Origin of the sequence: Cystobacter fuscus, assembly GCF_002305875.1 — a bacterium.
In the GTDB taxonomy this organism is placed as follows: Bacteria; Myxococcota; Myxococcia; order Myxococcales; family Myxococcaceae; genus Cystobacter; species Cystobacter fuscus_A.
In genome coordinates this window covers 9,045,756-9,071,276 of record NZ_CP022098.1, presented here as the reverse complement: position 1 = coordinate 9,071,276, position 25,521 = coordinate 9,045,756, and the positions used below count along the sequence as shown (strand labels likewise).

Below are 25,521 nucleotides of genomic sequence, written 5' to 3'. Positions count from 1 at the left end.
CCCCGGGATATCTTCTCCGCCCATGCGTGTCCCGTCGTTTCCCACTCGCGCGGTCGCCTTCCATGCCCTGGCGCTGGGGGTGTTTCTCGGGAGCGCGGTCTGGCTCGTGCGCGAGTCCCGCGCGCTCGTGGGCCGACAGGCGGCGCTGGAGCTGGCCGTGGCCGTGGCGGCCGGGGGCGTGGCCCTCCTGTCCCTGGTGGCCCTGGTCTCCCTGCTGCGCGCCCGCGCGGTCGTGGTGCTCGCGTCCCGGGCCTCCTCCGAGACCTATCTCCAGGTGATGGGGGCGATGGCGGTGCTGGTGCTCATCGGGGTGCAGGTGCTGGCCACCGGGACGCGGCCCGCGCTGGGCGCCTTCTGCCTGCTGCTGAGCGCGTGGCTGATGGGGGTGGGCCTTCACCTGGTGCCCGCGCTGCTGCTGTCCTCCGAGGGCTTCGTGGACCAGCTGGGCAAGCGCACCCGCTTCTCCGAGCTGGAGTGGTTCGAGCTGCGGCGCACCCAGGACGAGCCTCCGCGCACGCTGCTGCGGGCGGGGCGGGGCGATCAGCTCCACATCCACACGCGCCTGGTGGACCTGGACTCCGAGGCGCTGCGCAAGGTGCTTGTGCGCGCCGGGCTGTCCGCGAAGGCCCCTCGGGGCTGAACGCCCTACTTCTTGTCCTTCTCCTTGCCCTTGTCCTTCTCCTTCTCCTTCTCCTTGCCCTTCTCGGCTTCAGGCCCCTGGGGACGCCCGGAGCCCGAGTCCTTCCATGGATCTCCTCCCACGCCGAACGCCACGAGCCGCAGCGGACTGTCTCCGTTGAGGTAGGTCATCCCGAGCCCGGGGACGGAGGGAGACCAGCCCGCCTTGAGCTTGTCGCCGATGAGATACTCCGTCACCTCGAGTTGCCGCCCGGCCACCGTCTCGGGGTGCTTGCGCAGGACCTTGATCGGGGGGGACACGCCCTCGGTGTCCCTGGGGGGCTCTTGCTCCTGGGTCTCCCGGCCCGGGATGTACGAGCGCATCAGGAGCAGGTTCTCGGGTGAGAACTTCTCCCCGGCCACCAGGAAGTGGAGGGCGATGCGCCCCATGCCCGGCGCGTCCATCTCGAGGATGTACCACTGTCCCCTCCTGCCCTTGTGCGTGCCGAACATGCCCACCTTGAAGACGATCTCCGTGGCCCCGTCGGAGGACTGGGCGGTGTAGCGTGCCCACCCATTCCTCTGGGGCACGAGGGGCAGCCCGAACATGTCCCCCTGCGCGGACGCGGTGGGCATGGCGGTGAACCACAGTGTCAGGATGACTGCCCAGATCCGGCTCATGCTTCCTCCTGTTTCGATGTCGGGCGGCTTGTCGCCGTCCATGATGGGGCCGGATAGTACCCGGCATGCTCCCTGCCCTGTCCGCCTCCGTCCTCGCCCTCACGCTCCAGCTTGGCCCCGGAGCGCCCGCGGGCCCGCTCCCCGATGCCGGCACGCCCCTCGACGCGGGCACGCCCACCGTCGCCGCCTCGCGCCTGGAGGAGGCGCGCACGCTGGTGCCCTTGCCGCTGCTCTACGGGAAGTTCCGCCCCGAGGTGGGCTCCTTCGTCGAATACGACGTCACCACGAAGGAGGGCAAGGTGCGGGTGCGGGCCGCGGTGGTGGGTCGGACCGAGCGCAAGGACGGGCCCCTGTTCCAGGTCGAGTTCGAGTACCTGGACGTGAAGCCACGCTCGCTGGTGGTGCTGTGGCTCATCGGCGAGGCGCGTCCGACGGTGGACCGGCTGGCGCTCTCGCTGGAGCCCCACGCGCCCATCTCCATCCCCGTGGATCTCCCCGTGGACAGCCCGGAACTGCGCGGGCGGCCGGGTCCGGAGACGGAGGCGCCGGTGAAGTCGGGCCCCTTCGCGGGCAAGGCGGTGCGGCGCACCTGGCGGTTGGAGGACGGCCGCGCCGCGGAGGCGGTGCTGTCGGACAAGGTGCCGCTCTTCGGCGTGGAGTCCGTGCGCGGCGGTGATGGAGCCACCTGGGTGGCGCGCAAGTCGGGCACGGGGGCCCGCCCGGAGCTCAAGTCGGTGCCCGTCGTCATTCCCCGCCTGCCCGAGGAGTGAGCGGGGGGCTCGCGCGAGCCCGGGCATCAGCCGAGCGGAAAGCCGAGGATGACGTAGAAGCCGCGGATGTAGATGGTGATGACGTCGAGCATGTCGGGAGCGAAGTGCATGAGCCCGCCCCCCATCACCAGCAGCGCGGCGGACAGCAACGTGAACTCCGTGAGCTGCTGGCCACGGTCGCGCCGGGCCCGACGGGTCGTCAGCCTCTTCATGGTCTGACCTCCTTCTGCTTCGTCTCCATCACCACGGCGATGATGGTCTCGGGGTTGCCTTCCTTCGTGCGCATGGCGGAGAGGGTCAGGGACACCCGTTCCCCCCGCCGCTCGAAGTCGAGCACCTCCACGTCCTTGTCGCTGCGTCCCCCCACGGCGGAGTAGCCGCGCTCGGCCATCTCCTTGCGGTAGAAGTCGGCGAGTTCCCGGGGCGAGCCCCGGGCGATCTGCGTGAGCGTGGAGCTGTCCTTCGCCGGGCCCGGGTTCTGATCATCCACGCGCAGCACCGTCACCAGGCCATTGGGCTGGGGCAGCACCGTGGGGGGCTCGGCCTTGAGGTGGATGCCCTCGGGGGCCTCGATGATGGCCGGGAAGACCCGCGTTCGCGGGGACACCTGCGTGCCTCCGGCCATCACGTTGACGGTGACGAGCGCTCCCAGCTTCTCGTCGTAGTAGTTGACTGCTCCGCCCCCGGAGCCATCCGGCTGTTCGACGACCTGACGGCCTCGTTGCTCGAACTGCTGGATGTAGAAGTCCATCACCTCGCGGGCGGAGGTCTTCACCTCGAAGAAGCCCATCTCCATCGGGTTGCCATTGGCCTGCAACTGGCCCATGGGCGTCAACTGGGCTCCGGGGAAGACCGGAATGAGCCGGCGCAGGCGCTGCACGGTGCCCGAGGGGGTTGGAGGCGGTGGCGCGGGCATCTCCTGCCGCGGGGCGGGGGAGGGCTCTGGCGCCTCGGCTTCGGGCTCGGGGGGCGCCTCGGGCATCCACATCACCGTGGCGATGAGCGCGAGCACGCCCACCAGCCCGAGGGCCCTCGGCACCTTGCCTGTCTTGTCCGACAACTTCATCGCCTCGTTCCCCGCATGCCGTGCCGTCCTGGCCCACCCTCACCCGCGCTTCAGTGAGTGCTCGCGTTCGGATCCTCGGCGCACGCGTTTCCGTCGTAGCGGAAGTAGCTCTGGGACAGGCTCAAGTTACCGACCTGCGAGTACACCGACTCCGGCTCGTCCGACTTGGAAGCGCCCTGGAAGAAAGGACCCCGGCAGTTATAGGCGCGCATCGGCCAGTTGTCGTCACGACCCCCGCCGTTCTTGACGCCCCGCTTGTTCTTGATCTCGTCGGGCTCGCAGCTGTTGAAGCAGGCCTGGTCGTCCGACTCCCAATAGGCCGCCTGGAGCACGTCTCCTGGCACGGTGCGCGTGGGCCGATTGCCCGCTGGCGACGGCGCGGAGAAGTAGCCGCTGTCGGGCACCTTCCGCACGAGGACCGCCTTGTTGATGAAATCGTTGTTGAAGGGATACTCGAGCTTGAACAGGCTGAGCACCGTGCCGATGGCGCTCAGTGCCGAGCCCGCGGCACTGCCGAGCAATCCCATATAGGCCACCTTCTGCACCCGCTCGCGCACCCGGCTCTCCACGACGCCCTGGTTGTTCTTCGGGTTGTCTCCTGGCTGCCAGGCGCGCCAGGTGTCGTGGTACACGTAGACGGACTCGGTGAAGCCCACGTTCAGCTTGTTGTCGGAGAAGCCGGTGATGTACTGGCCGATCCGCTCCGGGATGATCCTGTTCTCCATCCGGGCCGTCACCGTGCTCTGGACCGCGCCCTTCGACGGGTCGAAGCCCATCTGGCCGACGATGCCCTCCACGGAACTGCCCACCAGGGAGGTGACCATGCCGAGCATTCCGCCCACCCCCGCGCTCGAGCCGATGCCCGACATCGAGCCCGTGACCGGCGCGGGTTTGTCACTGGCGGAAAAGGAGAGGGTGAGCTTGTTGCGGAAGCCCGAGCCGAGCGCCACGCCCGAGTCCGAGCCATTGAGATCCTGATAGCGGCTCTGGGCCTCGGCGGTGATCTGCCCCAGGTCCTTGCGCGCCGTGCGCTCGAAGGCGATGAAGCGCGCCGCCTCGGCGACCTTGATGCGCACCCGGAGGACTTCCCAGAAGTAGTTGGACCACAGCACGAGCACCACGAGCAGTGGCGCCATGATGGCGAACTCGACCGTCGAGCTGCCCCGGCGGGCCGGGAGGCGGCGCGCCCGGAGGTTCGCGCGGGGGTGGGCAAGGGGATGGTTCATGGCCCGGGTCTCCATCAGTAGTTGAGCGACGAGCGCTGGATGGTGTCCCAGTCGTCCATGACTCCCACCATTGCGTCCACGAGCTGCTTTTCCCAGTGCGTGCTGATCGGCGCGAGGCGGGCCGTCCACAGGGGATTGTAGAAGTTGGGCTCCTCCTTCCAGTCGCCAGGGCGATGATAGAGGGCGCGTCCCACCGACATGGCGAGCATGCCGCCCGTCATGTCGGCGAAGATCTGGTCACCCGTCTCCTTCTGGGTCATGTCGAGCTCCCCCCCCATGAACTTCGTCTTGAGCTGGAAGACCTTGCGCGCCTCGATCACTTCCTTGCTGGCGAACACCACGTTGCACGGGTAGCCGAAGTGGTAGGTCCACGGAGAGTAGTAGCTCGGATCGGCGAGGATGAAGGGCGTGATGCCCTGCCACGTATGATGATCGTTTGACTTCGAGCCGTTCGCCTCATGGAAGCCCCCGTCCTTGTTCGCCGCGACGCGGACCCGGTAATCGAATTTGAAGATGGTCTTGCGGAAGGGGCCGAAGCAAGGGGCCAGCACCCGCATGCGGATGTCGTCCGAGGCGAAGAGCTCGTCCCTGCGCTCCTCCGAGACGAAGCTCTTGATCTGCGAGTCCGCCACCTTGTTGATGTTGATCCCGATACCGAGGCAGATGTTGATGCTCCATCGGCGGCCAATCAGCAGGGGCCCCTCGCCCTCGGCGGTCCACTTCTTGCGCACGCCGTTGGCGATGTTGCCCATGAGCAGGCGGTACTTCGCCATGTTGGGATCGCTCAACGTGTTGCTGTTGCTCAGCAGCTTCTTGCGATCTTTCAGCCCGGTGTCCCCAATGGCGGAAGGGGCATTCGAGCTCGGGCCGTCATCCAACACGTGGAGGAAGTTGGTCGCGTTGGTCTCCTTCATGATGTCGAAGAGATCCTGTCCGAGCTGGCCGCCCTGGCCCCCCGTGAAGAAGCCGTATTTGGCCTTGGGATCCGTCCCCGTGAATGGCTCGCTTGCTTGCGCGTTGTAGATGTTCATGTACGTGGACATCAGCAGCGCCTCCTGGGCCAGCCATAACCCTATGTTGACGAAGGTCAGGACGGGGATGATCGCCTGGGTCAGGATGTCCACGATCTTGACCCAGGCATCGATGGCTTGCTCGATGGCCGCGAAGATGGCGCCGATCGCGGGGATGTACTTGAGGTACTTCGCGGCGGTGCCCACCGTCTTCTGCAGGTAGAGGGCATGGCTCACGTAGGACATCAGCGTGAGCATGGCCGAGTAGTGCACCACCATCGCGCGGTTGGTGTAGGCCAGGAAGTTATAGGTCCGCGCCTGGGTGACGGCGATGGAATAGGACTGGGCGTCCGCGGCGTCCTGCGCCTTGATCTTCGAGTAGACCCCGTGACCGATGCTCACCGAGGTCATCACCATGACGGCCAGGATGAGCATGGCGATCGCGCCGATGATCATGGCCTGTCCGCGCTCGTCGCGGCGCATCTTGCGAATCAGACGGAACATCAGGGGCTCCTCGTCATTCGTCCACCGCGCAGGGGCTGACGTGCTTCTGCATCATGTTGGACTGCATGCGCATGGAATAGTTCGAGCTCAGGGGGATGATGTACTTGCGCTTGTCCAGGGCGAGGCTGGAGATGAGCTTGTAGTCACCCTTCTGGCGGTTCGTCTTGCCCTTGTTCGCACCCAGCTTCTCCAGGGCCTGGTGAGAGGCTTCGCCTCCCAGACGCTGGTTCTCGAACTGGAGGCCCCTGAGCTTGTCCAGGGAATCGAAGCCCATGAACCAGCCGTGGATGAGCCAGTTGGCGAAGGGGATGCGCATCTCGTAGAAATAGGTGATGCGCACCGTCAGCAGGTTGGCGCGGACGATGGTGTCGTCGCGCACGTCGTCGTAGTCGATCTCCTGCGACATCATGGCATCGCCATAGGTGGAGAAGAGACCCGAGATCTGGCTCCTCCTGGGGTTGAGCACCTCCACGCGCACCTTCTCGAGCTTGGTGCCGCTGTGGAAGAGCACCGGGTCGGTCGTTCCCTTGACGGCGTACTCCTTGTAGGCCGCGATTGCTCTTTCCAGGTCGTCGACCCGGCCCGACTCTCCCGAGGGCCTGGGCCCCAGCGTGGGCAGCACGGCGAAGTACGCCGCGTTGCGCATCAACTCACAGTGTCCGTGGTTGACGATTCCCGCCCGCGCGGAGCGGTAGGCCGCGTACTCCGTCATCAGCCGCGCCTGATACATCATGCCCAGCTGGATGATGCCCAGCACCATGAACACCATCATGGGGATGATGAGCGCCGCCTCGACGGCCGCTTGACCCGATTCACGGGAAGATGTGGGGGGCATCTTCATAAGTGGGCGCCAATTTCACGCGGGGGAGCTGATGTAGGGTATACGTCAACTGGCCGAGCACATCGTTTCAGGGCCTGGTTGTCCACTGACTGCCCGTTGGGGCGACTTCCCCCGTCCTTTCCGGGACCCGCCGCGGAAGGTATGGACTCGGGGCATGAAGGATGCAGACGCCCAGACGCCCCCCGCTGAAGTGCCCGCCGCCCCGTCCCTGGACGAGGTGCTCCGGTGCACACAACTCCTCGAGCGGTTGGCTGGGGATCGCCGCCTGCTCAAGGCCATCCCCGAGGCGGAGCGGGTCGCGCTGCTGACCGCCGCCGGCAAAGTGGTGCACCCGGACCGGGACACGAAGGCCCGGCTCGTCAAGGCGCTCCGGCGCGAGCGCAAGGAGACGAAGCGCGAGCATGATCGGGAGCTGCGCGCGGGGACGGAGATCCGCTCGCTGCGCCGGAGCGCCGTCTTCACGGTGCCGCTGCTTCCGCCGCCGCCCTCGGAGGGGCCGGAGCGGCTGCTCGAGGTCGCGCGCAAGTGCTACGTGTGCAAGGAGGAGTTCCGCAAGCTGCACTTCTTCTATGACGCCATGTGCGGGGCGTGCGCGGACTTCAACTACGCCAAGCGAACCCAGCGCGCGTCCCTGTCCGGACAGGTGGCGCTCATCACCGGGGCGCGCGTGAAGATTGGCTATCAGGCGTCGTTGATGTTGCTGCGCTCGGGGGCGCGGGTGATCGCCACCACCCGATTCCCCAAGGACGCGGCGCGTCGCTACCTGCGCGAGCCGGACTTCGCGGAGTGGTCCCACCGGCTGCACCTGCACGGGTTGGATCTGCGCCACGCTCCCAGTGTCGAGCTGTTCGCGCGGCACGTCGAGCGGACGCACCACCGGCTGGACATCCTCATCAACAACGCGGCGCAGACGGTGCGCCGCCCGCCCGGCTTCTACGCGCACCTGCTCCAGGGGGAGCTGCTCCCCGTCGACGAGCTCCCGGCGGAGGCGCGCCCGCTGCTCGCCGGACATGAGGCGTGTGTCGCCGAGCTGCGTCCCGTCCTGGGGGCGGGGGCCCAGGCGCTCGAGCCCACGTGGCGCAGCGCCGATCCCGCGCTCGGCATCCACTCGTCCGCCGCGCTGTCCCTGCTGCCGTACGCCCTCGAGCAGGAGGGGGACACGCGCGCCCTCTTCCCCGAGGGCCGACTGGACGCGGACCTCCAGCAGGTGGATTTGCGGCGGATGAATTCCTGGCGGATGCGGCTCGCGGAGGTGCCCACGGCGGAGATGCTCGAGGTGCACCTGGTGAACGCGGTGGCGCCCTTCATCCTCTGTGGGAAGCTCAAGCCGCTGATGATGCGCGAGCGCTCCACGCCCGGCCACATCGTGAACGTCTCCGCCATGGAGGGCAGCTTCTCGCGCGGGACGAAGACGGACAAACACCCGCACACCAACATGGCCAAGGCCGCGCTGAACATGATGACGCTGACCTCGGCGACCGACTACGCCAAGGACGGCATCTTCATGAACGCGGTGGACACCGGCTGGGTCACCGACGAGGACCCGGCGGTCTTCGCCGAGCGCAAGCAGCGGGAGTTGGATTTCCAGCCGCCGCTGGACATCGTCGACGGCGCGGCGCGCGTGGTGGATCCGGTCATCTCCTCGGTGAACAGCGGCCAGTACGTGTGGGGCAACTTCTTCAAGGACTACCGCCACACGGAGTGGTGAGGCGCGTCAGCGGTAGGGGAGCGAGAGGTAGTGGGCGCCCAGCTCCGTCAGGGTGCCCGGCGCGCCCAGCAGGCTCGCGAAGCACGGGTCATTCGTCCACCGGCCCGTGAACCAGGCGTAGCGGAACACGTCCTCGCGGCTCTCGCAGACGGCGACCATCTCCGCCATCTGGGCCTTCTGCTTGGCCACCGAGTCGATCTGCGCGCCATCCTTCTGGCTGTGGCAGTTGGCGAACTCCGTGACCCAGAAGGGCTTGCCGTACTTCTTGAGCCGATCGAGCTGGCCCGCGAGCCCGTAGTCGTACCAGTGGAAGGCGATGTAATCGATGCGCGGGTCGCGGTTGCCGTTCGCCCCGCGGTAGGCCGCGTAGAAGGCATCGAGCCAGACCACCGGATCCGAGTAGCCCTCGAGGGTTCCCCAGCTCATCGCGGGGCCCACCAGCTTCACTCCCGTGTTCGCGGCGACGCTCTCGTACCGGGGCCACAGCTTCGCCGCGTCCTGGGGCGTCATCCTGGCCTGATCATTGAGGTTGGGCTCGTTGAGCAGCAGCAGGTACTGGATCTCCGGATGGGCCTTGAGGAAGGACTCGATGCTCGCGGCGTCGAAGTTGCCGTTCCACAGCATGGGGATGAAGTCCATGCCGTAGCGGGACCGGTAGTCCGAGGGGATGTTCGCGTGGGGCCTGGCGCTCCAGTTGTACCACCAGCTCACCCCGGGAGCGACGGCCGCCATGTCCTCGGGCGTCGCGAAGTCGAAGGCGATTCCGCGCTTGGCGCTCTTGGTCACCACCGGCTGGGTTCCCCCGTCTCCCGCGGGGGGCGTGCCCGCGTCATCCGGGGGCGTGCCCGTGTTGGAAGGACCCACACCACAGCCCAGCAGCAGGAATGCGGTGATGCACGCTGACGCGACCAGGGATTTCATCTGTTTTCACCTTCGACCGGGAGGAAGCGCGCATCATCCCCACCCCCGGATGCCGCGACAAGCATGTTGGAATTCCAGCGAGGGCCACTCCCCCGGGAGCGGGTCCGCCCCGGGCCGGAGGCCTTTTTTTGCGTGGGGCCCGGCGCGGGGATAGCAGTCCTCGTATGTCAGTGACCGCGGAGTTGCTCGAAGCCGTCCGGGAGGAAGCGCGCCCGGACACCTGGTCCGCTGGTATGGGCCTGGCCCGCGCGGGCGCCGTCTCGGTGCAGTCCGTCGGAGAGGAAGAGGCCGTCCTGCGGGTGCGCGCCGCGGGCAGGCCGGCGCCCCTGAGAACCGTGCTCTACCCGGAGGACGAGATCTGGGAGTGTGATTGCCGCGGCCGGGTGGATCCCTGTGAGCACGTGGTGGCGGCGGCCATCGTCCTCCACCAATCGCGGACCCAGGCCGCTGCCGCGCCGCGTCCCGCCGCGCGGCCCATGCCCGCTCCGAACCGGCTCGCTCCGAACCGACCCCCTCCCGCCCAGACCCCCACGGCCCAGGCCGGTCCGCGCCCGGGCACCGCGCCGAAGCCGGAGCGCATGGTGTACCGCTTCAAGCGCGTGGACGGAGGTCTGCAACTCGAGCGCCTGCTGGTGCGTCCGGACAACACCGCTCGGCTGCTCGCGCGCAGTCTGGCGTCGCTGCTGGCCAACCCCGTGGAGGCGGCGCGGATCCACGTGGAGCCGTGCGATCTGCTCGCGGACAAGCTGCTGTCGCGGCCCACGAAGGGCGCGCTTCCGCCCGAGCGGCTCGGCGCGCTGCTGCGCGTGCTGGAGCCCGCGCGCACGGTGATCTTCGACGGCGCGCTGGTGTCCGTGTCGAGCGAGCCCCTCCTGCCGCGCGTCACCGTGGAGGATCGCGGAGAGCAGACGGTGCTCAAGATCGAGAAGGATCCGCGCATCTCCGAGGTGGTCAGTGCCGGGGTGGCGCTATGCGGGGGCGCGCTCTGTCCGCTCGGCGAGCAGGGCCTCACCGGCGCGTGGCTGGAGAGCCTGCCCCAGGAGAAGAGCTTCTCGCCCGCGCAGATGGGGGACTTCACCGGCAAGGTGCTGCCGGACCTCGCGCGGCGCATGCCGGTGGACGTGAAGAGCCAGCGGCTGCCGCCCATCGATCGCACGCTCGAGCCGCGCATCTCCGTGGAGCTGAATCAGCTCGACTCCGGGCTCTCGGTGTTGCCCACCCTGGTGTACGGCGCGCCGCCCTCGGTGCGCATCGACAACGGGCGCATGGTGTACCTCAAGGGCGCGGTGCCCGTGCGCGACGAGGCCGCCGAGCAGAAGCTCGTCCACCAGTTGCGCGACGAGCTGAACATGGTGCCCGGCCGGCGCGTGACGGTGCAGGGCAAGGAGGCGGTGCAGCTCGCCGACAAGCTGCGGCGCTGGCGTGGCGACCTCACCGGAGACGCGGCACGCGTGGTGAGCCCCCACGTGCAACTGCGCCCCGTGCTGTCGGTGGACGCGGGCGCCTCGCGTGATGGGGTGCCCCAGGTGGGCTTCTCGTTCGACTTCCAGGTGGAGGGCGCGGGTGATGGCGCGCCCCGCTCGGTGGACGCGGGCGCGGTGATGCGCGCGTGGGAGGAGGGGCTCGGGCTGGTGCCGCTGGAGGGCGGCGGGTGGGCGCCCCTGCCCACCGATTGGCTGAAGACGCACGGCCAGCGCGTGGCGGACCTGCTGGCCGCGCGGGGGAAGGATGGGCGGCTCGCCAACCATGCCATCCCCCAGCTCACCGGGCTGTGCGAGGCGCTGGAGCACCCCCCTCCGCCCGGGCTCGAGCGGCTGGCGCCCCTGGTCCAGGGCTTCGAGAAGCTGCCGGACGCGCGGCTGCCCGAGGATCTCACCGCCACGTTGCGCCCCTACCAGCTCCAGGGCCTGAGCTGGCTCACCTTTCTGCGACAGGCGGGACTGGGCGGCGTGCTCGCGGACGACATGGGTCTGGGCAAGACGCTGCAGACGATCTGCACGCTGGGGCCGGGCTCGTTGGTGGTGGCGCCCACGAGCGTGCTGCCCAACTGGGAGGCGGAGGTGAAACGCTTCCGGCCCTCGCTGAAGGTGTCCGTCTATCACGGCCCCGGCCGCGCCCTGGACGAGACGGCTGACGTGACGCTCACCACCTACGCGCTGTTGCGCCTGGACGCGGAGGTGCTGGGCGCGAAGGAGTGGGACACGGTGGTGCTGGACGAGGCCCAGGCCATCAAGAACCCGGACAGCCAGGTGGCGCGCGCGGCGTACGGGCTGCGGGCCGCCTTCCGGGTGGCCTTGAGCGGCACGCCCATCGAGAACCGGCTCGAGGAGCTCTGGAGCCTGATGCACTTCACCAACCAGGGGCTGCTCGGGGGGCGCAAGGAGTTCGAGGAGCGGTGGGCGCGGCCCGTGTCGGACAACCAGAAGGGCGCGGCCGAGCGGTTGCGCGCGCGCATCCGTCCCTTCGTCCTGCGCAGGCTCAAGCGGGACGTGGCGCCCGAGCTGCCGCCGCGCACCGAGTCCGTGCGGCACGTCACGCTGAGCGAGCGGGAGCGCGCCGTCTATGACGCGGTGTACGCCGCCACACGCGAGGAGGTGGTGTCCCAGCTCGAGGAGGGGGGCAGCGTGCTCAAGGCGCTGGAGGCGCTGCTGCGGCTGCGCCAGGCGGCGTGCCACCCCGCGCTCGTGCCGGGACAGCAGGCGAAGACGTCCTCCAAGGTGGAGGCGCTCATCGAGGCGCTCGGCACCGCGGTGGCGGATGGGCACAAGGCGCTCGTCTTCTCGCAGTGGACGTCCATGTTGGATCTCATCGAGCCGGCGCTGCGGGAGGCGGGCATCGGCTTCATCCGGCTGGACGGCGGCACGGCCAATCGCGGTGCCGTGGCCGAGCGGTTCCAGGATCCGGAGGGCCCACCGGTGATGTTGATCTCGCTCAAGGCGGGCGCCACGGGACTCAACCTCACGGCGGCGGACCACGTCTTCCTGGTGGACCCGTGGTGGAACCCGTCGGTGGAGGCGCAGGCGGCGGACCGCGCGCACCGCATCGGCCAGCAGCGGCCGGTGATGGTGTACCGGCTGGTGTCCCGGGGCACGGTGGAGGAGAAGATCCTCACCCTGCAGGAGAAGAAGCGGGCGCTCTTCGAGTCCGCGCTCGGCGGAGCCTCGGGGGGAGCGGCCATCACCCGGGCGGACCTCATGCAACTGCTCGACTGAAGAGTGATCAGGCGATGTTGGCGACTTTATTTATTTCCAGCGCCTTGACGTCCCAACTCCCTGTCCCAAGCGGATAACTGCGCGGACACCGTGTATTTTTCAGCGCCGGAGAGCGAGACGAACTTCTCCGGGGGAAGCGCGGAGAGGCGCTCGCGCAGGAAGCCCGGATCGCGGAGCACCTCGGGGTGCTTCAAGTCGTTGTCCCCTTCCACGATGAGGGGAATCACCCGGAGCACGGCCTCCAGGCATTCCTCGCGGGTCGCGTGAGCCATGCGCTCCATCGTCAGCGCCAGGTGCTCGCGGAGCGGGGCGGGGCCCCCGGGGCACCATGCCTCCAGGGTCTTGCGCCAGACATCATCCATGAGCGCTTCCAGCGTGTAGTCGTCATCGAACGACCAGAACGCATAGCGAGGGCCCTGGAGCACGTCCCAGAAGCGGAGCACGGAAGCGAGCCGGTCCGCTATGCGCTTAGCGCTTCGCGGTGGCGGCGGAGACACGGCATGGTAGAGCGCCCCCCAAGGCGTGTTCAGGCAGAAGGTATCGAAGGAGGCCCTCGCGTGCAGGCGCTCCTCTTCTTGGAAGCCTTCATTCAAGTCCAGGAAAATGGATCTTCTGTAGCCGAAATGGGCGTTCCCGCCGTGGACGGGAGGGTCTCCGATGAGAGATGGGGAGCGAGAAGCCGATAGAGGCTGTCGCTCTGGGAAGAGACCAGGTCGCGGAGTTGCAATACGTGCCGCCCCCGGGGTGCTGGAGGGGGAGGCGGGGCGTGGCGGGGCCAAGGCTGCGAGAGGTGCTGGGGCGGGTGTTGCGCATCCAGGGGCTGAGTGTGCAAGGGGCCCGGCTGGAGGCCAAGGGAGTGGTGGTGGAGGTGCGCCCGCGCCAGCGCAAGCCTCGCTGCGGAGTGTGCGGCCGGCCCGCCCCCGGCTACGACGCGAGCCCTGGGCGGTTGTGGCGGCACCTGGCGCTGGGACAAACCATCTTCTGGCTGCATTACGCCCCGCGCCGTGTGCACTGCCGCGAGCATGGGGTGAGAGTGGAGCGGGTGGCCTGGGCGGCGCACGACTCGAGCTTCACGCGGGCCTTCGAGGAGCTGGTGGCCTGGCAGGCGCAACGCCTGGACAAGTCCTCCATCTGCCGGCTGCTGGGCATCAACTGGCGCACGGTGGGCACCATCATCGAGCGCATTGTCGAGGAGCGCCTGTCGCCAGGCCGCCTGGAGGGGTTGCAAATCATTGGAGTGGACGAGCTGGGCTGGAAAGCCGGGCACAAGTACGTGAGCCTGGTGGTGGACCACCTGCGCTCGCGAGTCGTCTGGGTGGGAGAGGGGAAGAACGAAGAGACCCTGGACGCCTTCTTCGACGAGCTGGGAGAGGAGAGGACGAAGGAGTTGACGCACGCGACGATGGACCTGTCGGCGGCCTTCAGCAAGGCGGTGGGCAACCGTGCCCCACATGTGCGCAAGGTGTTCGACCGGTTCCACGTGCAGAAGCTGGCGAACGAAGCGCTGGATACGGTGCGCCGGCAAGAGGTGCGCGAGCAGGCGGGGAGCCAGGAGGGAAAGGCGCTCAAACAGAGCCGCTGGGCGTTGCTGAAGAATCCGTGGAACCTGACGGTGCGCCAGGGAGAGAAGCTCAGCGAGTTGAAGAAGACGAACCAGACGCTCTACCGGGCCTATCTGCTCAAGGAAAGCCTGGCACGGGGCATGGACTACGTGCAGCCCAAGCGAGCCTCGGAGCACCTGGACAAGTGGTGTCAATGGGCCAGCCACTCCAGGCTCGCCCCCTTCGCGAAGCTGGCGAAGACAGTCCAGCGGCACAAGGACGGCATTCTCGCCTACGTGGAGACGGGACTGAGCAACGGAGTGGTGGAGGGAATCAACAACAAGATTCGAGCCCTCAGCCGCCGCGCCTATGGCTTCCGCAATCCCAAGGCATTCAGGGCGATGATACTGCTGTGCTGCGGGGGCATGGAGTTCACTCCGCCGTTGCCAGTAGCGGCATAGCCCCTCGCCGTAGAAGCAGGCGGCTGGGGACCGAGCCCCGCAGCGCCGACAGATTCGACTGCAACCCGGCCAGTAGGGCAGCGGAGCCAGGCGCTCTGTCATGCACGGCTGCGGCTTTCGGCACCCCAGGTCGTGCCCCTGTCTCATTCATGCCTCGAACTCTCGCGGGGACTTGAATCCCATGGCCATCGCTCGGCTCCGCACGCCCTTGAGCCCCATGTCCTCCCCATGCGCACGGCCTCTTGTCGACAGTCCTGCCCACTCGACGTACCGAAGACCCCGAAGATTTCCAATGAAGTCAGGCGGGTCCCAAGGCAGTATGATCAAATAATGGACTGGAAGCGATACGAGCGCGCAATTGTGGAGAAGTTTCGGCGCGAGTTCCCACCTCCACACTTCTGGGTCGAGCCTTCGGGGAAAGACAACTACCACTTCACCGGTCGCCACTCAGGTGAGAAGCGACAACTGGACGTTGCTGTGTTCCGACGAGGCGCGGACGCCCCATTCCTAGTGGTCGATGCAAAGCGTTGGCGGACGCCTATCGACATCGGGAATGTCGAGTCGTTCATCAGCTTCGTGGATGATGTCGGTGCGGAGATCGGAGTGCTTATAACCAGTTCTCGTTTCACGAAGGCAGCTCCGCGCCGAGCAGCAGGCGCACCCGTTTCGATCCAACTAGAAGTCGTCGGTGCGGAAGAGGCGCTGGCGTGGGATTGGTTGGGGCTGGGGCGGATAATCTTCCCGCAGGATTGGGCGTACCATCTGCATCTGGGCCAAGCTCTTCGCTCTCTTGAGGAGGGCGGGTCCCCCGACATAATCTCGGAAGCGTTGGAAGAGGTTCCATTTGAGGAATGGGAGGCTGCTGTCAATTTCGCAATTGGCCAGCAGCTGAGTGAAGCGCGGCTTTATCTTGAGTGGGTCGCGACGATGCATCACGACGACGGGTGGCGATTCAACGCTGCCCGTCACCTAGCGGAGATCGGCTTTCTTACTGAATCCATACGGAGGCGAGTTATAGAACTCGAAGCCGATCCCGAAGCCCGTGCGCTCATTACGGAATTATAGGTCTTCCCATAATGCGAGAGTTGACGCACCGTCCGGACACACCAACCCGCAGCCAAACAGAGGCGAAGCTCACGCCGATCGCAGGGACTCCGCGAGATCTGCACACTGGGCCAGCATCATTCTCGGTGTTTCTCCATGCTCCCAACGACACATGAACCACATACTGGAGCACCCACATACTGGAGCACCAGAGCTATCAGCTCATGACTAGACACCGCAACCACAGCATCCCCGTCCGCGAGCCCAAATAATGTCCCCAACCCTGTCAGGCGCAGCAACGTACACGATTCCATTGCAATTCAAACTTGAGGCGGACTTCGCCACGGCGGACGCCCACGTCTACACATCCTCCGTTCCTCCGGAAACCCACCAATGGTCGCCTCTTGACAACGAGTCAACCCAGCCCTCTGCTCCGAACGGATATCTAATAATAAATTTACACTCAGATCTCGATAAAATTGACAGCGTCTCTGAGAACGCCCGATACGCTCGTCCGCGCCTTCTGGTATTGCTGGGAGCAATCACATTTCTCACTGATGAGCCGCTCACCCCTTTTGACATAACAGTTTCATCATACAAGGAGCACACCCCGCAACCCTCCCTTGTCTCCAACAACAAGCTAATCTCCGAAACCGGAGATCACTCGAAGAGCCTTTCACATCTACTCCCAGCAATTACCTCTACAAATCCTGGGGCAAGACTGCTTGTTGCCTCACTGCTTGATCGGTGGCGCAAAGCTCGGTGGATGCAGGCAGAGGAAGAGTCTCATTTATACGCAGACGAAGCATTCTTGTCGTTCTTCCACATACTTGAACTGCTCGCCAAAGAATACGACAAGGGCTTGACGGAGCAAATTAAAACAGACATCGAATCATTCCTCACAAGGCTACTCGAGAGAACCCTGAAGCATCGCGGCCCCAGGCTCCAACAATTAAAGGGGGAAAAATTCAAATCGGTTAAGTCAGCGGTGACCGATCACATTCCAATAGCCTCCCGGATCTGCCACTTCCTAGAACACCGACCGATTTAAAAACCACATCATCCCACCTGCTGCTGGGACAACTCTAGATGGCGTTGCCATGTCTCCAAATTCTGGATGCTGGCCGCACGTCGTAGATCAAAGACGTTCTTACGCACGCCCCGATAGCGCGCACGACGCCCCTGTCGTCGCGCTATATGGGCTTGTCGATGTTCCACCCCTACTCGCTTCCTGAGTCGCTCTCGCCCAGCAGGTGTCTTCATTAATTTGCGCAACTTGTGCTGGAGCGCTTCATCTTCACTGATTGCCACAGTCCGTCCTTGTCCTATCTGGGCTTGTGTACATTTCTCGCGCAATGGACAAGTCTCACAGTCCTTTGTCGCGAATTCGACTGTCTTTCCCAGTTCGAAGCGCATTGTCTTCCCCTCCGGACACGTGATGGTCCGGCTTCGCATATCTATTTTGAAGTCTGACTTCGCGAACAACTCCCCATTGCGTGCCTTCCACGGCTTGCTCAGCACTTCCCCTCCCTCCTCGAGCACGCTGTCCACGATACTGCTGTTGATATACCCCCGGTCTATGTGTAACTCGTCAATCTTCACTCCTTGCTTCTCCATGTCCTTCTCAAGCGCCGGTGTTGCCTCCGCTTCAGGTCGGTTGGCGGGCGTCACAGCACATGCCAGGATGAGTTCTTCGTCCAGCGCCGTGGCCACATGCTGCTTGAATCCGTTGAAGCGCTTGCTTTTGCTCTTGCGTCCATGACGCATCTCCCCATCTTCTACCGACACTCGTCTCTCTTCCGCCACTTGCTGGCGAACGCGGACACCTCCTCCTTCTGGGTCCGGCTCCAGGTCCTGCTTGCGAATCTGCTCGAGAGTCTGAACGTGTTCCCTCAAAGGCTCCTCTTCCATCTCCTCTGCCAGATTCTTTCTTAGCCAGGACATCATGCTTTCCACTTGCTCGAGCAGGGCTTGCAGCGCTTTCTTTTTCTGCCCCGCTTCGCTCCAGTCCACATCCAATCCCTTCTTGATACTTTTTTCCAACAACAAGGGAATACCCGCCTCTCGGCAGGCCTGCTGCTTGGAACATCCCAGCAGCTTCGCCACGCACATCATCACCTTGCGCGCTGCGTGTCCTACCAGGTTGATGGTGTCCTCTACCCGGCCAGCTCCCTCCAGTGGCTTTGAGTCAATCGCCACTCGCAACAGCGTCTTGAGCTTTCGCTCACCGAACTCTTTCTGTTCCCGCGCCACCTCGACTGTCTTCTCCAGGAGGCGCCGGTCCATTTGGTTTCTCATCAGCCGCTGACGAAACTCATACAACGAGCCCTGGGAGAACGCCGGCTCGCTGTGACCCAACCAGCCCAACACCATCTGCACTCTCAAGTCGAAGACCGTCAGTTCCACCAGGGTGGCATCCGACACTCCCATGTATCCCTGTAAGAGTATTGCCATTGCCATCAGCCCGGGTGCTATAGCCACTTTCCCTGCTCCTGTCTGGCGGTACATGGAGGCCAGTTCCGCCTGAAAAGCCTCATCCATCAGCTTGTGCCGATTCAGACGCAGAAAAGCGAACAGCTTGCCGTTACGGCTCATCCGTTCGACAATCTGTTGCTCTTGCTCGTTCAACTCCCGCGGAGGAGTCCATCGAGCTATCTCTCCGGTCACCTTCGGCGGACTGACGGCTAAGGTCATGTGCCGACCTGATCAAATTCAGCCCCTGTTGTCCACCCCCTCACGTAAATCCCTGATTTTACTAAAAAATCAAATCGGTCGGTGTTCTAGAACACTTGGGAATGCTGAATATTAAATCACAGGGACTAGTGGAGAACCTAATCGACATTCGAAACTCGATCGCTCATGGCAGGCAAGTATACCAAGACAAGCTAATCTGGCCCTTCCCATCTTTCTTCCCCTTGTCCAACGATTCTCTTGGCTATCTACCGGCAATACAAGCGCTCACCGCCAGAGCAATTTCCAAACACCTCAAGCTAGATTCCTGGGAAAAGGAGTGGCGCCAGACCATTCGCTACCTACCTCCTCCAGAAGACATAATCCGAAGTTTCATCAAAAACAAAGAATACTCAAAAATTAGCGACAGCACATATTTATCTGGCAGAAAAAGCGGCATAACACCTTCTGCCATTACAGATCTTTACCTCGCAGGAAGAATCAAATTTAATGATTTTGAGGCATCCCTCTGCGGCCTGATGATTCGCGCACAACCCTCAAGCAAGAACGCGGACAAACTCATCATGGCCGCATATTTGCTTGCAGACTCAACCAATCCACAACTGGCATCGAAGGCTCAGATTTTTGTAACAAAAATTCACGACAGTCGCACAGGAGACCGGCTTATCGGCCCCAAAGATACTCTTAGATGGCTAGAATACCTCGGATTGAGTCCGGCCTGGATGCGGCAGTGGATTGAGAATCGGTAACCTCTAGATTCTCGACGCAATGCCTCTGGCTGCATCAGCCGCAGCCATGGAGAGGACGAGAAGCCAGCATCCAAGCCAAGCCTAATGATGGCGCCCTATCGGCGTTCCCTGCCACAGTAGAGTCTTTCAACCCCGTAGACTCGCGGCCCAACGAAGAAACTGCTGCGTAGTTTGGGGGAGGGCCACTCCGTTCTGATCCCTAGAGCGCCGATCAGGCTGAAAAGCCCGATGGAGTCCAGCCGAGTGGATGGTCCAGTTGTATGGACGGATCGACAAGAGAGTGGGTGGCGTGCTCTGCGTTCCGCGAAGGTCGATGGAGGAACGCCATGGAGCGCTGGACCCCCGAAGTGAAGTGCAATGAGCGGGAGACGCGACTGCTGCGGCTGGTGGGCAAGAGCCGCAAGCTGTTCGTGTTTTTGCGAGAGCATCGCCACGAGATTTTCGACGAGAAATTCCAGGAGGAACTCGAGGCGATGTATCGCAGCAGTGGACAGGGAGATGAGCCTCAACCGCCCGCCCTGCTGTGTATGGCCGTGCTGCTGCAAGGCTACCTCCAGGTGTCGGATGCGGAGGCGGTACGCCTCTCGGCAACAGACAGCTGCTGGCAGATGGTGCTCGCCACACTGGCACAGCCAGGCGACGCCCCTGCCTTCTCACAGGGTCTCCAGGCGCGCAACTGCGGCCATTTCTGGTCCCCCAAGCCGGAGCGGAGGAGAGGAGAGTGGCGCCCCAGGCAGCGGCCAGCACGGAGCCGATGAAGGAGAAGACGCCGCGAGTAGACTGGGCCGAGTTGCTCAAGAGGACGTTCGCGCTGGACGTGTTCGCCTGCGCCCGCTGTGGAGGCAGGCGAAAGGTGCTGGCGTATGTGACGGCCCCGGCAGGGGTGCGCTCGATATTGGAGCACCTGGGACTTCCCACGCAGGCTCTGAAGTGGGCCCCGGCCCGGGGACCACCCCAGCAGGCGTGGTGCTGAACCTGGCGCAGCCGCTGTCAATACGCCCCAACTCCCTGCCTCTCTCCTCAAGCGAGGGCGGCCAGGGCAGGGGTGTGCCCCAAGGGGTTGTACCGTCCCGTGTACCGGCGCGGCGCGCGGCCTTGCTGGCCCCGTCAGCGGCCCTCCTCGGCTCCTCCGCTCCAGCCCTCACCCTCAACATGGCTTCTATCCCGCCTATACGCCTCCTCGCGCTACCGGCACGAGATGAACGCCCAGCCGCGGGTGGAGCCCCGGAGCCTCGCGGACATTCCGGAGTAGGGGGCCGGGTGGCGCGCCCGTTCCAGATAGAGTGCCGCGATGGCACCTGAGCTTGAAGCCTTGGAAGCCGAACTCGCCCGGGCACGCGACGAGGAGCGTGTGCTGCAAGGGTCCACGGGCTCGCTCGACGCGCTCGATGCGGCCTTCGAGCGCACGCGGCGGGCCGAGCGGGCCCTGGCCGCGGCGCGGGGCGAGGAACACGCCATCCCGTGCGAGGGATTTCCCCCCTGGGAGGCGGCCTCGCCCTCGCCGTGCGTGCTGTATGGGCCCCTGGGCGTCGCGCTGGTCTACCTGCACCGGCCCACGGGCGAGGAGGACGAGAACGGCGATTCCTTGCCCCTGCCGGTCGTCGTGGTGCACTTCGACGGCGTCATGCGTGTCCAGGCGGGCACACCCAACTCCGAGGTGACGCATGGCCACCGGCTCCACGGCAAGGGGCTGGACGAGTGCGGGGCGAACCTCGTCATCCACTCCACGTGGGCCGAGGAGGCGAGGCGGATCAACTCCGTGCACTCGATGTACGACGCCGCCCGGTGGCAGACGCTGAAGCACTACTTCCTCATCATCCGCGATGACACCATCGAATGTCTGGCGAGCGGCTTCACCGTGCGGATCGAGCGCGCGAGCTACGAGGACGTGGTGATGCGCGTCGTGCGGGAAGTGAACGGCCTCGACTCCCCCTGAGCTGGCGCGAGGACGGCTGGCGGCGACTGGGGCGCTTCACCACATCCCTCAGCGCAGTTTGAAGCCTGCCTGTTCCACCGTGCCGCGCAGATTCTCCCGGCCGTCCATGTAGGCCATGTCGACCGCCGAGAGTCTTGCCGCGTCCTTCCAGGTCTTCTGGTTCATTCCGAGCTCCGCGCGAAAGGCCGCGAAGGCCGGCTCATAGCTGGCGAGTTCTCGCAGGGAGCGTTCGACGTCATAGCGGTTGTGATGCAGGACGACCGCCTGGCTCGGGCGGGGGCGGATGCGGGTGGGCACCGAGGGATCGGGGACGCCCACCAGCAAACCGAAGACGACGACACTGAATCTGGGCAGTCCGATCAACTCGGCAACGGCCTGCGCGTTGTTGCGCATCGCGCCCAGGTAGCACACGCCCAGGCCGAGGGATTCGGCCGCGATCGTGGCGTTCTGCGCCGCGAGCGCGGTGTCGATGGTGCTCATGATCAGGGCGTCGAGGTACTCGTGAACCACGGCGGACTGGCCGTCGGCGGTGGCAATCCTATTGTTGCGTGAGAGGTCGGCCACCCACAGCAGGAGCGCGGGGGCTTTTTCGATGTAGGGGTTGCCGGAGCCGCTGGTTCGCGAACATTCAGCAATGCGCGCCTTGAGTGCCACATCGGTGACGACGACCACGCTCCACTGGTGCAGGTTGGAAGAATTGGACGCGGATTGCGCCGCCGCCACCATGGCCTCGATCGCTCCCTCGGGGAGCGGCTCGGGCAGGTAGTTGCGAACGCTGCGGTGCTCGAGCAGCGCCTCGATGGTGCTGTTCCACCGCATGTTCCGCGGCTTGTCCTGCTCGCCGTACCGGAGGTCGAGCAGCTTCTCGCTGGTGTTCGGTGCGTTCATTGATGTGCTCCAGGGTTCATGTCCATGAACGATAAGAGCGTTGTCACTTGGGTGAAGAGGTGATTTCGTGAAGTCATTGTTCCTGGTGGGGAACAATGAACGGGTATGCTCGCACCATGGATCAGTTCGCCGCCATTCGTTTGTTCCTGCGCGTCGTCGAGACCGGTTCGCTGACACGCGCGGCGGCGCAACTCGGCATGCCGAAGTCCAGTGCGAGCAAGTTGTTGTCGGAACTCGAAGGCCACCTGGGGGTCAAGCTGTTGAGCCGCTCCACGCGGGTCGTGAAACTCACGGGCGAGGGCAGCGAGTACTACCAGCAGGTCAGCCCGATCCTGCTGCGCCTGAGCGAGGTGGACGCCGAGGTGCGGGAGCGGGGCTCGGGCCTCCGCGGTCGAGTGCGTGTGGATGTGCACTCGTCGATGGCGAACGCACATCTGATTCCCCTCCTGGGCGAGTTCCGGGCACTTCACCCGCACATCCAGTTGATGGTGGGCGTCAGCGATCGGCCCATCAGCCTGGTGGAGGAGGCGGCGGACTGCGTCATCCGCCTGGGCAAGATCGCCGATGCCTCGTTGATCGCGCGGGTCATCTTCGAGGACCGGTTGATCACCTGCGCCAGCCCGGCCTACCTGTCGCGCAAGGGCACGCCGGCCGATCCACCCGCGCTCAAGACCGGGCACGAACTGGTGGGCTACTTCTCGGCGCTTACAGGCGAGAGGGTGCCGCTGGTTTTCCGGCGGGGCGACGCGCTGTACGAGTTCGAGACTGCCGACGTGATGTCGAATGACAGCACGGGCCATCTCAGTATGATTCTCGCGGGACTGGGGGTGGGCCAGGCCTACGGCTCGACGGTGCGCGCGCACCTCGAACAAGGCGTACTCGTGCCGGTGCTGCGGGATTGGGAAACCCATACCGCGCCGGTGTCGGTGCTCTACCCGCAGGCGCGCAAGCGCAACAAGCGCGTGCGAGTGTTCATCGACTGGCTGGTGGAGCGGCTCGCCCGCGAGCTTGCGTAGCTCCCCGGGTTCAAGCGCATGGGTCTGAAGCAGAGGGGGCGAGGCGGGCTGCGGACACAATCCGGCAGCCTCACCACCCCGCGTGGGTTGTCAATTCAAGGCTCGATTCGGCTGTGCGTTCTGCACCGCCGGGTTCGCGCTCTCGCCCCGCGGTGCCGCGTGCAGGAGGCGCGGCACGCGGCCCGCGAGGGCAACGGGTGCCAGGACACGATGGAATGGCCGCGCACGGCCTGGACCACGAGGGTCGAGCGTCAGGCCCAGGGCGGCCACGTCCCCCCGAGCGGACCCATCAGCATCGAGCGCGCGAGCTGTCCCGCTCAGGGAGGGGGGCTGGGAGTGGGGCTGGATTCCACGCGGGTCAGATAGGCATCGGTGTTGTAGACGCACGTCTTGCCAAAGGCCGTGAACGAGCCGTGCTCGACCTGGTGCAGCTTGCCATTGTCGAGGGACAGGGAGCCGTCCGTCACATCCACGCGCAGCAGCCCGCCTCCACAGGACTGGGGTTTGGCGCTGGCGCTGTTGCCCGCCAGCGGGAGCTCATAACCGATGGCGCAGTCGTTGTAGGTGAGGACTAGGTCCGTCCTCGTCCCCTCGGTGACCACGGCCTCGCCATCGAGGGTGTCGCTCGAGCGGACTCCATCGCAGGTCTGGACGACGCCCCCCGACGCCGTGGACAAAGGGCCAGTGAAACTCCACTGCCCACCGGACATGGCCTGGAGGGCCTTGGACTCGAGTCTCTCCCGATGCAACGATTCGTCCCCGCTACGTGGCACTTCATCGCAAGCAAGCCACAGCAGCGCCGAGGCCATGGCCAGCCGCGCAACGGCCTCCACCCCGGTTCTTGGTGAGGATGGCATGACTGTATCCGATTGTTATGTGTTTGCTCAGCCCGGGATTCCGGGAACAGGCCCACGTCTAGTGTGCGGCTGGGTGGATAGGCACGTGAGGGACAGACATAGAATATTTCGCAAGAGGAAATCCATTCCGTCAGTGATTGAAAGAAGAGGACAATCTGCACGCCAGTCGGCTGTGGGGGGATTGAAGGGTAATGGCAGCCGTCAACCTGAGGGTGCCCTTTGGCTTCGTGAGAGGCCACGTTGCCACGTGAACCGCTTGGGCGCAGTGACGTGCTTCACACCCCAACGGGAGCATGCGACACAGCGCACCTCGCAGGCCCCCCGATGCTGGATGCCCTCCCACAACAGCATCCTCCTGCCCGTCATGCGGACAAGACAGACCCCACCCCGGCCCTCTTGTGGAGGGCTGATGATTTCACATCCAACGAGTTACCGGCGCGGCGCGCGGCCTTTCTGGCCCCGTCAGCGGCCCTCCTCGGCTCCTCCGCTCCAGCCCTCACCCTCTACATGGCCTCTATCCCGCCTATACGCCCGAGCGCCTCGCCGAAGGAGAGCACCTGGTCGTCCACGGAGAGGCGGGCGCTGGCCTCGAGCCGGGCCACGGCCTCGGCGTCCTCGGCGGCGAGGGCCTCCTCCACCTGGGTGGCGATGAAGTCGCGCAGCAGCCGCAGGCGGCGCACGCCGAGCGTGTCTCCCTTGGCCTGGGCCTTGGGGACGGCCTCGGTGGCGGCGGCGAAGGCCTCGGGGGAGGCGATCTCCGGCGAGTCCTCGTACAGCTCGCGCAGGGGGAGCTCCGGGGCGAAGCCGGCGGCGTGGCGGTGGTGCAGCGAGGCCAGCTCGGCGAGGAAGTCGGTTGCTGCGCGTCGAGGCGTGCGGCGTGTGCCATGGAGAGAACGTGGCCATTGAAGGCCATTGGCCCGGCGTGCAGTACCCGCGCATCCCCGGCCACGAGGTCATCGGCGTCATCGAGAAGCTCGGGCCCGAGGTGAGCGGCTGGGCGGTGGGCCAGCGGGTCGGCGTGGGTTGGGGCGGAGGCCACGGGCAGGTGACGGGCCTCACGGTGGACGGAGGCTACGCGGAGTACATGGCGGCCTTCACGGACGCGCTCGTGGTGATTCCCGAGGGGCTCAGCGCCGTGCAGGCCGCGCCGCTCATGTGCGCCGGCGTCACCACCTTCACGGCGCTGCGGCAGAGCAAGGCACGGATGGGCGATGTCGTGGCCATCCAGGGCATCGGCGGGCTGGGGCACCTGGCCATCCAGTACGCGCGCAGGGCGGGCTTCCGCACCGTGGCCATCTCGCGCGGCCGTCAGAAGGAGGCGCTCGCGCGCCAGCTGGGGCCCACGAACTACATCGACACCGAGACCCAGGACGTGGGCCAGGCGCTCAAGGCCCTGGGCGGCGCGAAGGTGGTCATCGCGACGGCGCCCAACGCCAAGGCGATTGCCGCGGTGGTGGGCGGCCTCGCCATGGATGGCGAGGTGGTCATCGTCGCGGGCTCGGGCGAGAAGATGGAGCTGTCGCCGGTGCAGCTGCTGAGCCGGCTCTCGGTGCGGGGCTGGGTGGCCGAGGAGGGCGCGCGCGACATCGACGCGACCGTGCGCTTCAGCGTGCTCACGGGCGTCGAGCCCCTCATCGAGCTCTTCCCGCTGGAGCAGGCCACCGAGGCCTATGCGCGCATGATGAAGGCGGACGTGCGCTTCCGCTCGGTGCTCAAGATTTCGTGAGCCGAGCGCGGGCCCCGGCTGCTTCGTGGCGCCGGGGCCTTCCTCCCGCGGGGGG

The 25,521-nt window shown here is 65.5% G+C and carries 24 protein-coding genes and 1 pseudogene; 13 read left to right on the top strand and 12 right to left on the bottom strand.

The genetic code is table 11. The features are described 5' to 3' along the window. Positions 1-22 precede the first annotated feature (22 nt). Complete coding sequence (locus CYFUS_RS36620) at positions 23-640, top strand: hypothetical protein (RefSeq protein WP_095989422.1); 618 nt, start codon at positions 23-25, stop codon at positions 638-640. A gap of 5 nt (positions 641-645) precedes the next feature. Here CYFUS_RS36620 and CYFUS_RS36615 read toward each other — a convergent pair whose 3' ends face one another. After that, positions 646-1,299, bottom strand: coding sequence for a hypothetical protein (locus tag CYFUS_RS36615; RefSeq protein ID WP_095989421.1), 654 nt, complete (start codon positions 1,297-1,299; stop codon positions 646-648). Positions 1,300-1,364: 65 nt separating this feature from the next. On the opposite strand from CYFUS_RS36615, the gene CYFUS_RS36610 reads away from it, so the two are divergent. Beyond that, the gene (locus CYFUS_RS36610) at positions 1,365-2,069 is read left to right on the top strand and encodes a hypothetical protein (protein ID WP_095989420.1); all 705 of its coding nucleotides are present in this window, start codon (positions 1,365-1,367) and stop codon (positions 2,067-2,069) included. A 26-nt stretch (positions 2,070-2,095) separates the two neighbouring features. Here the strand turns inward: CYFUS_RS36610 and CYFUS_RS36605 are convergent, their stop codons facing one another. From CYFUS_RS36605 to CYFUS_RS36585, 5 genes are read right to left on the bottom strand one after another with little or no spacing between them, the layout of a single operon-like run. Continuing rightward, on the bottom strand, positions 2,096-2,281 hold the full coding sequence (locus tag CYFUS_RS36605; protein ID WP_002624798.1) for a hypothetical protein: 186 nt from the start codon (positions 2,279-2,281) through the stop codon (positions 2,096-2,098). Continuing rightward, positions 2,278-3,135 (bottom strand): hypothetical protein, encoded by an 858-nt coding sequence (locus tag CYFUS_RS36600; RefSeq protein WP_095989419.1) that lies wholly within the window; start codon positions 3,133-3,135, stop codon positions 2,278-2,280. Before CYFUS_RS36600 ends, CYFUS_RS36605 begins: the two co-directional genes overlap by 4 nt. 50 nt (positions 3,136-3,185) lie before the next feature. Next, a complete protein-coding gene (locus tag CYFUS_RS36595; RefSeq protein ID WP_095989418.1) occupies positions 3,186-4,361 on the bottom strand; it encodes a TadE family protein in 1,176 nt (391 codons plus the stop codon). Positions 4,362-4,375: 14 nt separating this feature from the next. Further along, positions 4,376-5,875 carry a TadE/TadG family type IV pilus assembly protein gene (locus CYFUS_RS36590; protein ID WP_095989417.1) on the bottom strand — a complete coding sequence of 500 codons (1,500 nt, stop codon included), beginning with the start codon at positions 5,873-5,875 and terminating at the stop codon, positions 4,376-4,378. Between the two features lie 13 nt (positions 5,876-5,888). Beyond that, the gene (locus CYFUS_RS36585) at positions 5,889-6,716 is read right to left on the bottom strand and encodes a TadE family protein (RefSeq protein WP_095989416.1); all 828 of its coding nucleotides are present in this window, start codon (positions 6,714-6,716) and stop codon (positions 5,889-5,891) included. A 154-nt stretch (positions 6,717-6,870) separates the two neighbouring features. Here CYFUS_RS36585 and CYFUS_RS36580 point away from each other — a divergent pair, with 154 nt between their 5' ends. Further along, positions 6,871-8,424, top strand: coding sequence for an SDR family NAD(P)-dependent oxidoreductase (locus tag CYFUS_RS36580; RefSeq protein WP_095989415.1), 1,554 nt, complete (start codon positions 6,871-6,873; stop codon positions 8,422-8,424). 6 nt (positions 8,425-8,430) lie between these two features. Here CYFUS_RS36580 and CYFUS_RS36575 read toward each other — a convergent pair whose 3' ends face one another. Further along, entirely contained in the window at positions 8,431-9,345 is a 915-nt protein-coding gene (locus tag CYFUS_RS36575) for a glycosyl hydrolase (RefSeq protein ID WP_095989414.1), read from the bottom strand. Between the two features lie 164 nt (positions 9,346-9,509). Here CYFUS_RS36575 and CYFUS_RS36570 point away from each other — a divergent pair, with 164 nt between their 5' ends. Continuing rightward, positions 9,510-12,557: a DEAD/DEAH box helicase gene (locus CYFUS_RS36570; protein ID WP_095989413.1), complete on the top strand. Its 3,048-nt coding sequence runs from the start codon at positions 9,510-9,512 to the stop codon at positions 12,555-12,557. A 26-nt stretch (positions 12,558-12,583) separates the two neighbouring features. Here the strand turns inward: CYFUS_RS36570 and CYFUS_RS36565 are convergent, their stop codons facing one another. Beyond that, a complete protein-coding gene (locus tag CYFUS_RS36565) occupies positions 12,584-13,000 on the bottom strand; it encodes a hypothetical protein (RefSeq protein WP_198316264.1) in 417 nt (138 codons plus the stop codon). 323 nt (positions 13,001-13,323) lie between these two features. On the opposite strand from CYFUS_RS36565, the gene CYFUS_RS36560 reads away from it, so the two are divergent. The 3 genes from CYFUS_RS36560 (at position 13,324) to CYFUS_RS51250 (ending at position 16,654) form a co-directional block, all read left to right on the top strand. Next, on the top strand, positions 13,324-14,559 hold the full coding sequence (locus tag CYFUS_RS36560) for an ISL3 family transposase (RefSeq protein ID WP_095984812.1): 1,236 nt from the start codon (positions 13,324-13,326) through the stop codon (positions 14,557-14,559). Positions 14,560-14,889: 330 nt separating this feature from the next. Continuing rightward, positions 14,890-15,624, top strand: a complete 735-nt coding sequence (locus tag CYFUS_RS36555; RefSeq protein WP_157758872.1) for a restriction endonuclease — start codon at positions 14,890-14,892, stop codon at positions 15,622-15,624. Between the two features lie 250 nt (positions 15,625-15,874). Next, a complete protein-coding gene (locus CYFUS_RS51250) occupies positions 15,875-16,654 on the top strand; it encodes a hypothetical protein (protein WP_157758871.1) in 780 nt (259 codons plus the stop codon). Positions 16,655-16,662: 8 nt separating this feature from the next. On the opposite strand, the gene CYFUS_RS36550 is transcribed toward CYFUS_RS51250, so the two are convergent. Next, complete coding sequence (locus CYFUS_RS36550; RefSeq protein WP_095984660.1) at positions 16,663-18,297, bottom strand: IS1182 family transposase; 1,635 nt, start codon at positions 18,295-18,297, stop codon at positions 16,663-16,665. A 101-nt stretch (positions 18,298-18,398) separates the two neighbouring features. Between CYFUS_RS36550 and CYFUS_RS51245 the strand changes: the two genes are divergently transcribed. From CYFUS_RS51245 to CYFUS_RS36535, 4 genes and pseudogenes are all read left to right on the top strand, one after another. Then, positions 18,399-19,043: a hypothetical protein gene (locus CYFUS_RS51245; protein ID WP_157758870.1), complete on the top strand. Its 645-nt coding sequence runs from the start codon at positions 18,399-18,401 to the stop codon at positions 19,041-19,043. A 326-nt stretch (positions 19,044-19,369) separates the two neighbouring features. Beyond that, positions 19,370-19,705 (top strand): annotated as a pseudogene (locus CYFUS_RS36545) (IS5/IS1182 family transposase); the annotation flags it as partial. Positions 19,706-19,764: 59 nt separating this feature from the next. Next, positions 19,765-20,016, top strand: coding sequence for an ATP-dependent helicase HrpA (locus tag CYFUS_RS51240; protein WP_157758869.1), 252 nt, complete (start codon positions 19,765-19,767; stop codon positions 20,014-20,016). A 318-nt stretch (positions 20,017-20,334) separates the two neighbouring features. Further along, complete coding sequence (locus CYFUS_RS36535; RefSeq protein ID WP_157758868.1) at positions 20,335-20,979, top strand: hypothetical protein; 645 nt, start codon at positions 20,335-20,337, stop codon at positions 20,977-20,979. Positions 20,980-21,027: 48 nt separating this feature from the next. Here the strand turns inward: CYFUS_RS36535 and CYFUS_RS36530 are convergent, their stop codons facing one another. After that, a complete protein-coding gene (locus tag CYFUS_RS36530; RefSeq protein ID WP_095989410.1) occupies positions 21,028-21,867 on the bottom strand; it encodes a nitroreductase family protein in 840 nt (279 codons plus the stop codon). A gap of 116 nt (positions 21,868-21,983) precedes the next feature. Between CYFUS_RS36530 and CYFUS_RS36525 the strand changes: the two genes are divergently transcribed. Continuing rightward, entirely contained in the window at positions 21,984-22,883 is a 900-nt protein-coding gene (locus tag CYFUS_RS36525; protein ID WP_095989409.1) for a LysR family transcriptional regulator, read from the top strand. A gap of 317 nt (positions 22,884-23,200) precedes the next feature. On the opposite strand, the gene CYFUS_RS51235 is transcribed toward CYFUS_RS36525, so the two are convergent. Both CYFUS_RS51235 and CYFUS_RS51985 read right to left on the bottom strand, forming a co-directional pair. Then, positions 23,201-23,356: a hypothetical protein gene (locus tag CYFUS_RS51235; RefSeq protein WP_157758867.1), complete on the bottom strand. Its 156-nt coding sequence runs from the start codon at positions 23,354-23,356 to the stop codon at positions 23,201-23,203. Positions 23,357-24,243: 887 nt separating this feature from the next. Next, positions 24,244-24,420: a hypothetical protein gene (locus CYFUS_RS51985; protein ID WP_198316263.1), complete on the bottom strand. Its 177-nt coding sequence runs from the start codon at positions 24,418-24,420 to the stop codon at positions 24,244-24,246. A gap of 173 nt (positions 24,421-24,593) precedes the next feature. Here CYFUS_RS51985 and CYFUS_RS36510 point away from each other — a divergent pair, with 173 nt between their 5' ends. Continuing rightward, a complete protein-coding gene (locus tag CYFUS_RS36510) occupies positions 24,594-25,466 on the top strand; it encodes a zinc-binding dehydrogenase (protein WP_095989407.1) in 873 nt (290 codons plus the stop codon). Positions 25,467-25,521 lie beyond the last annotated feature (55 nt).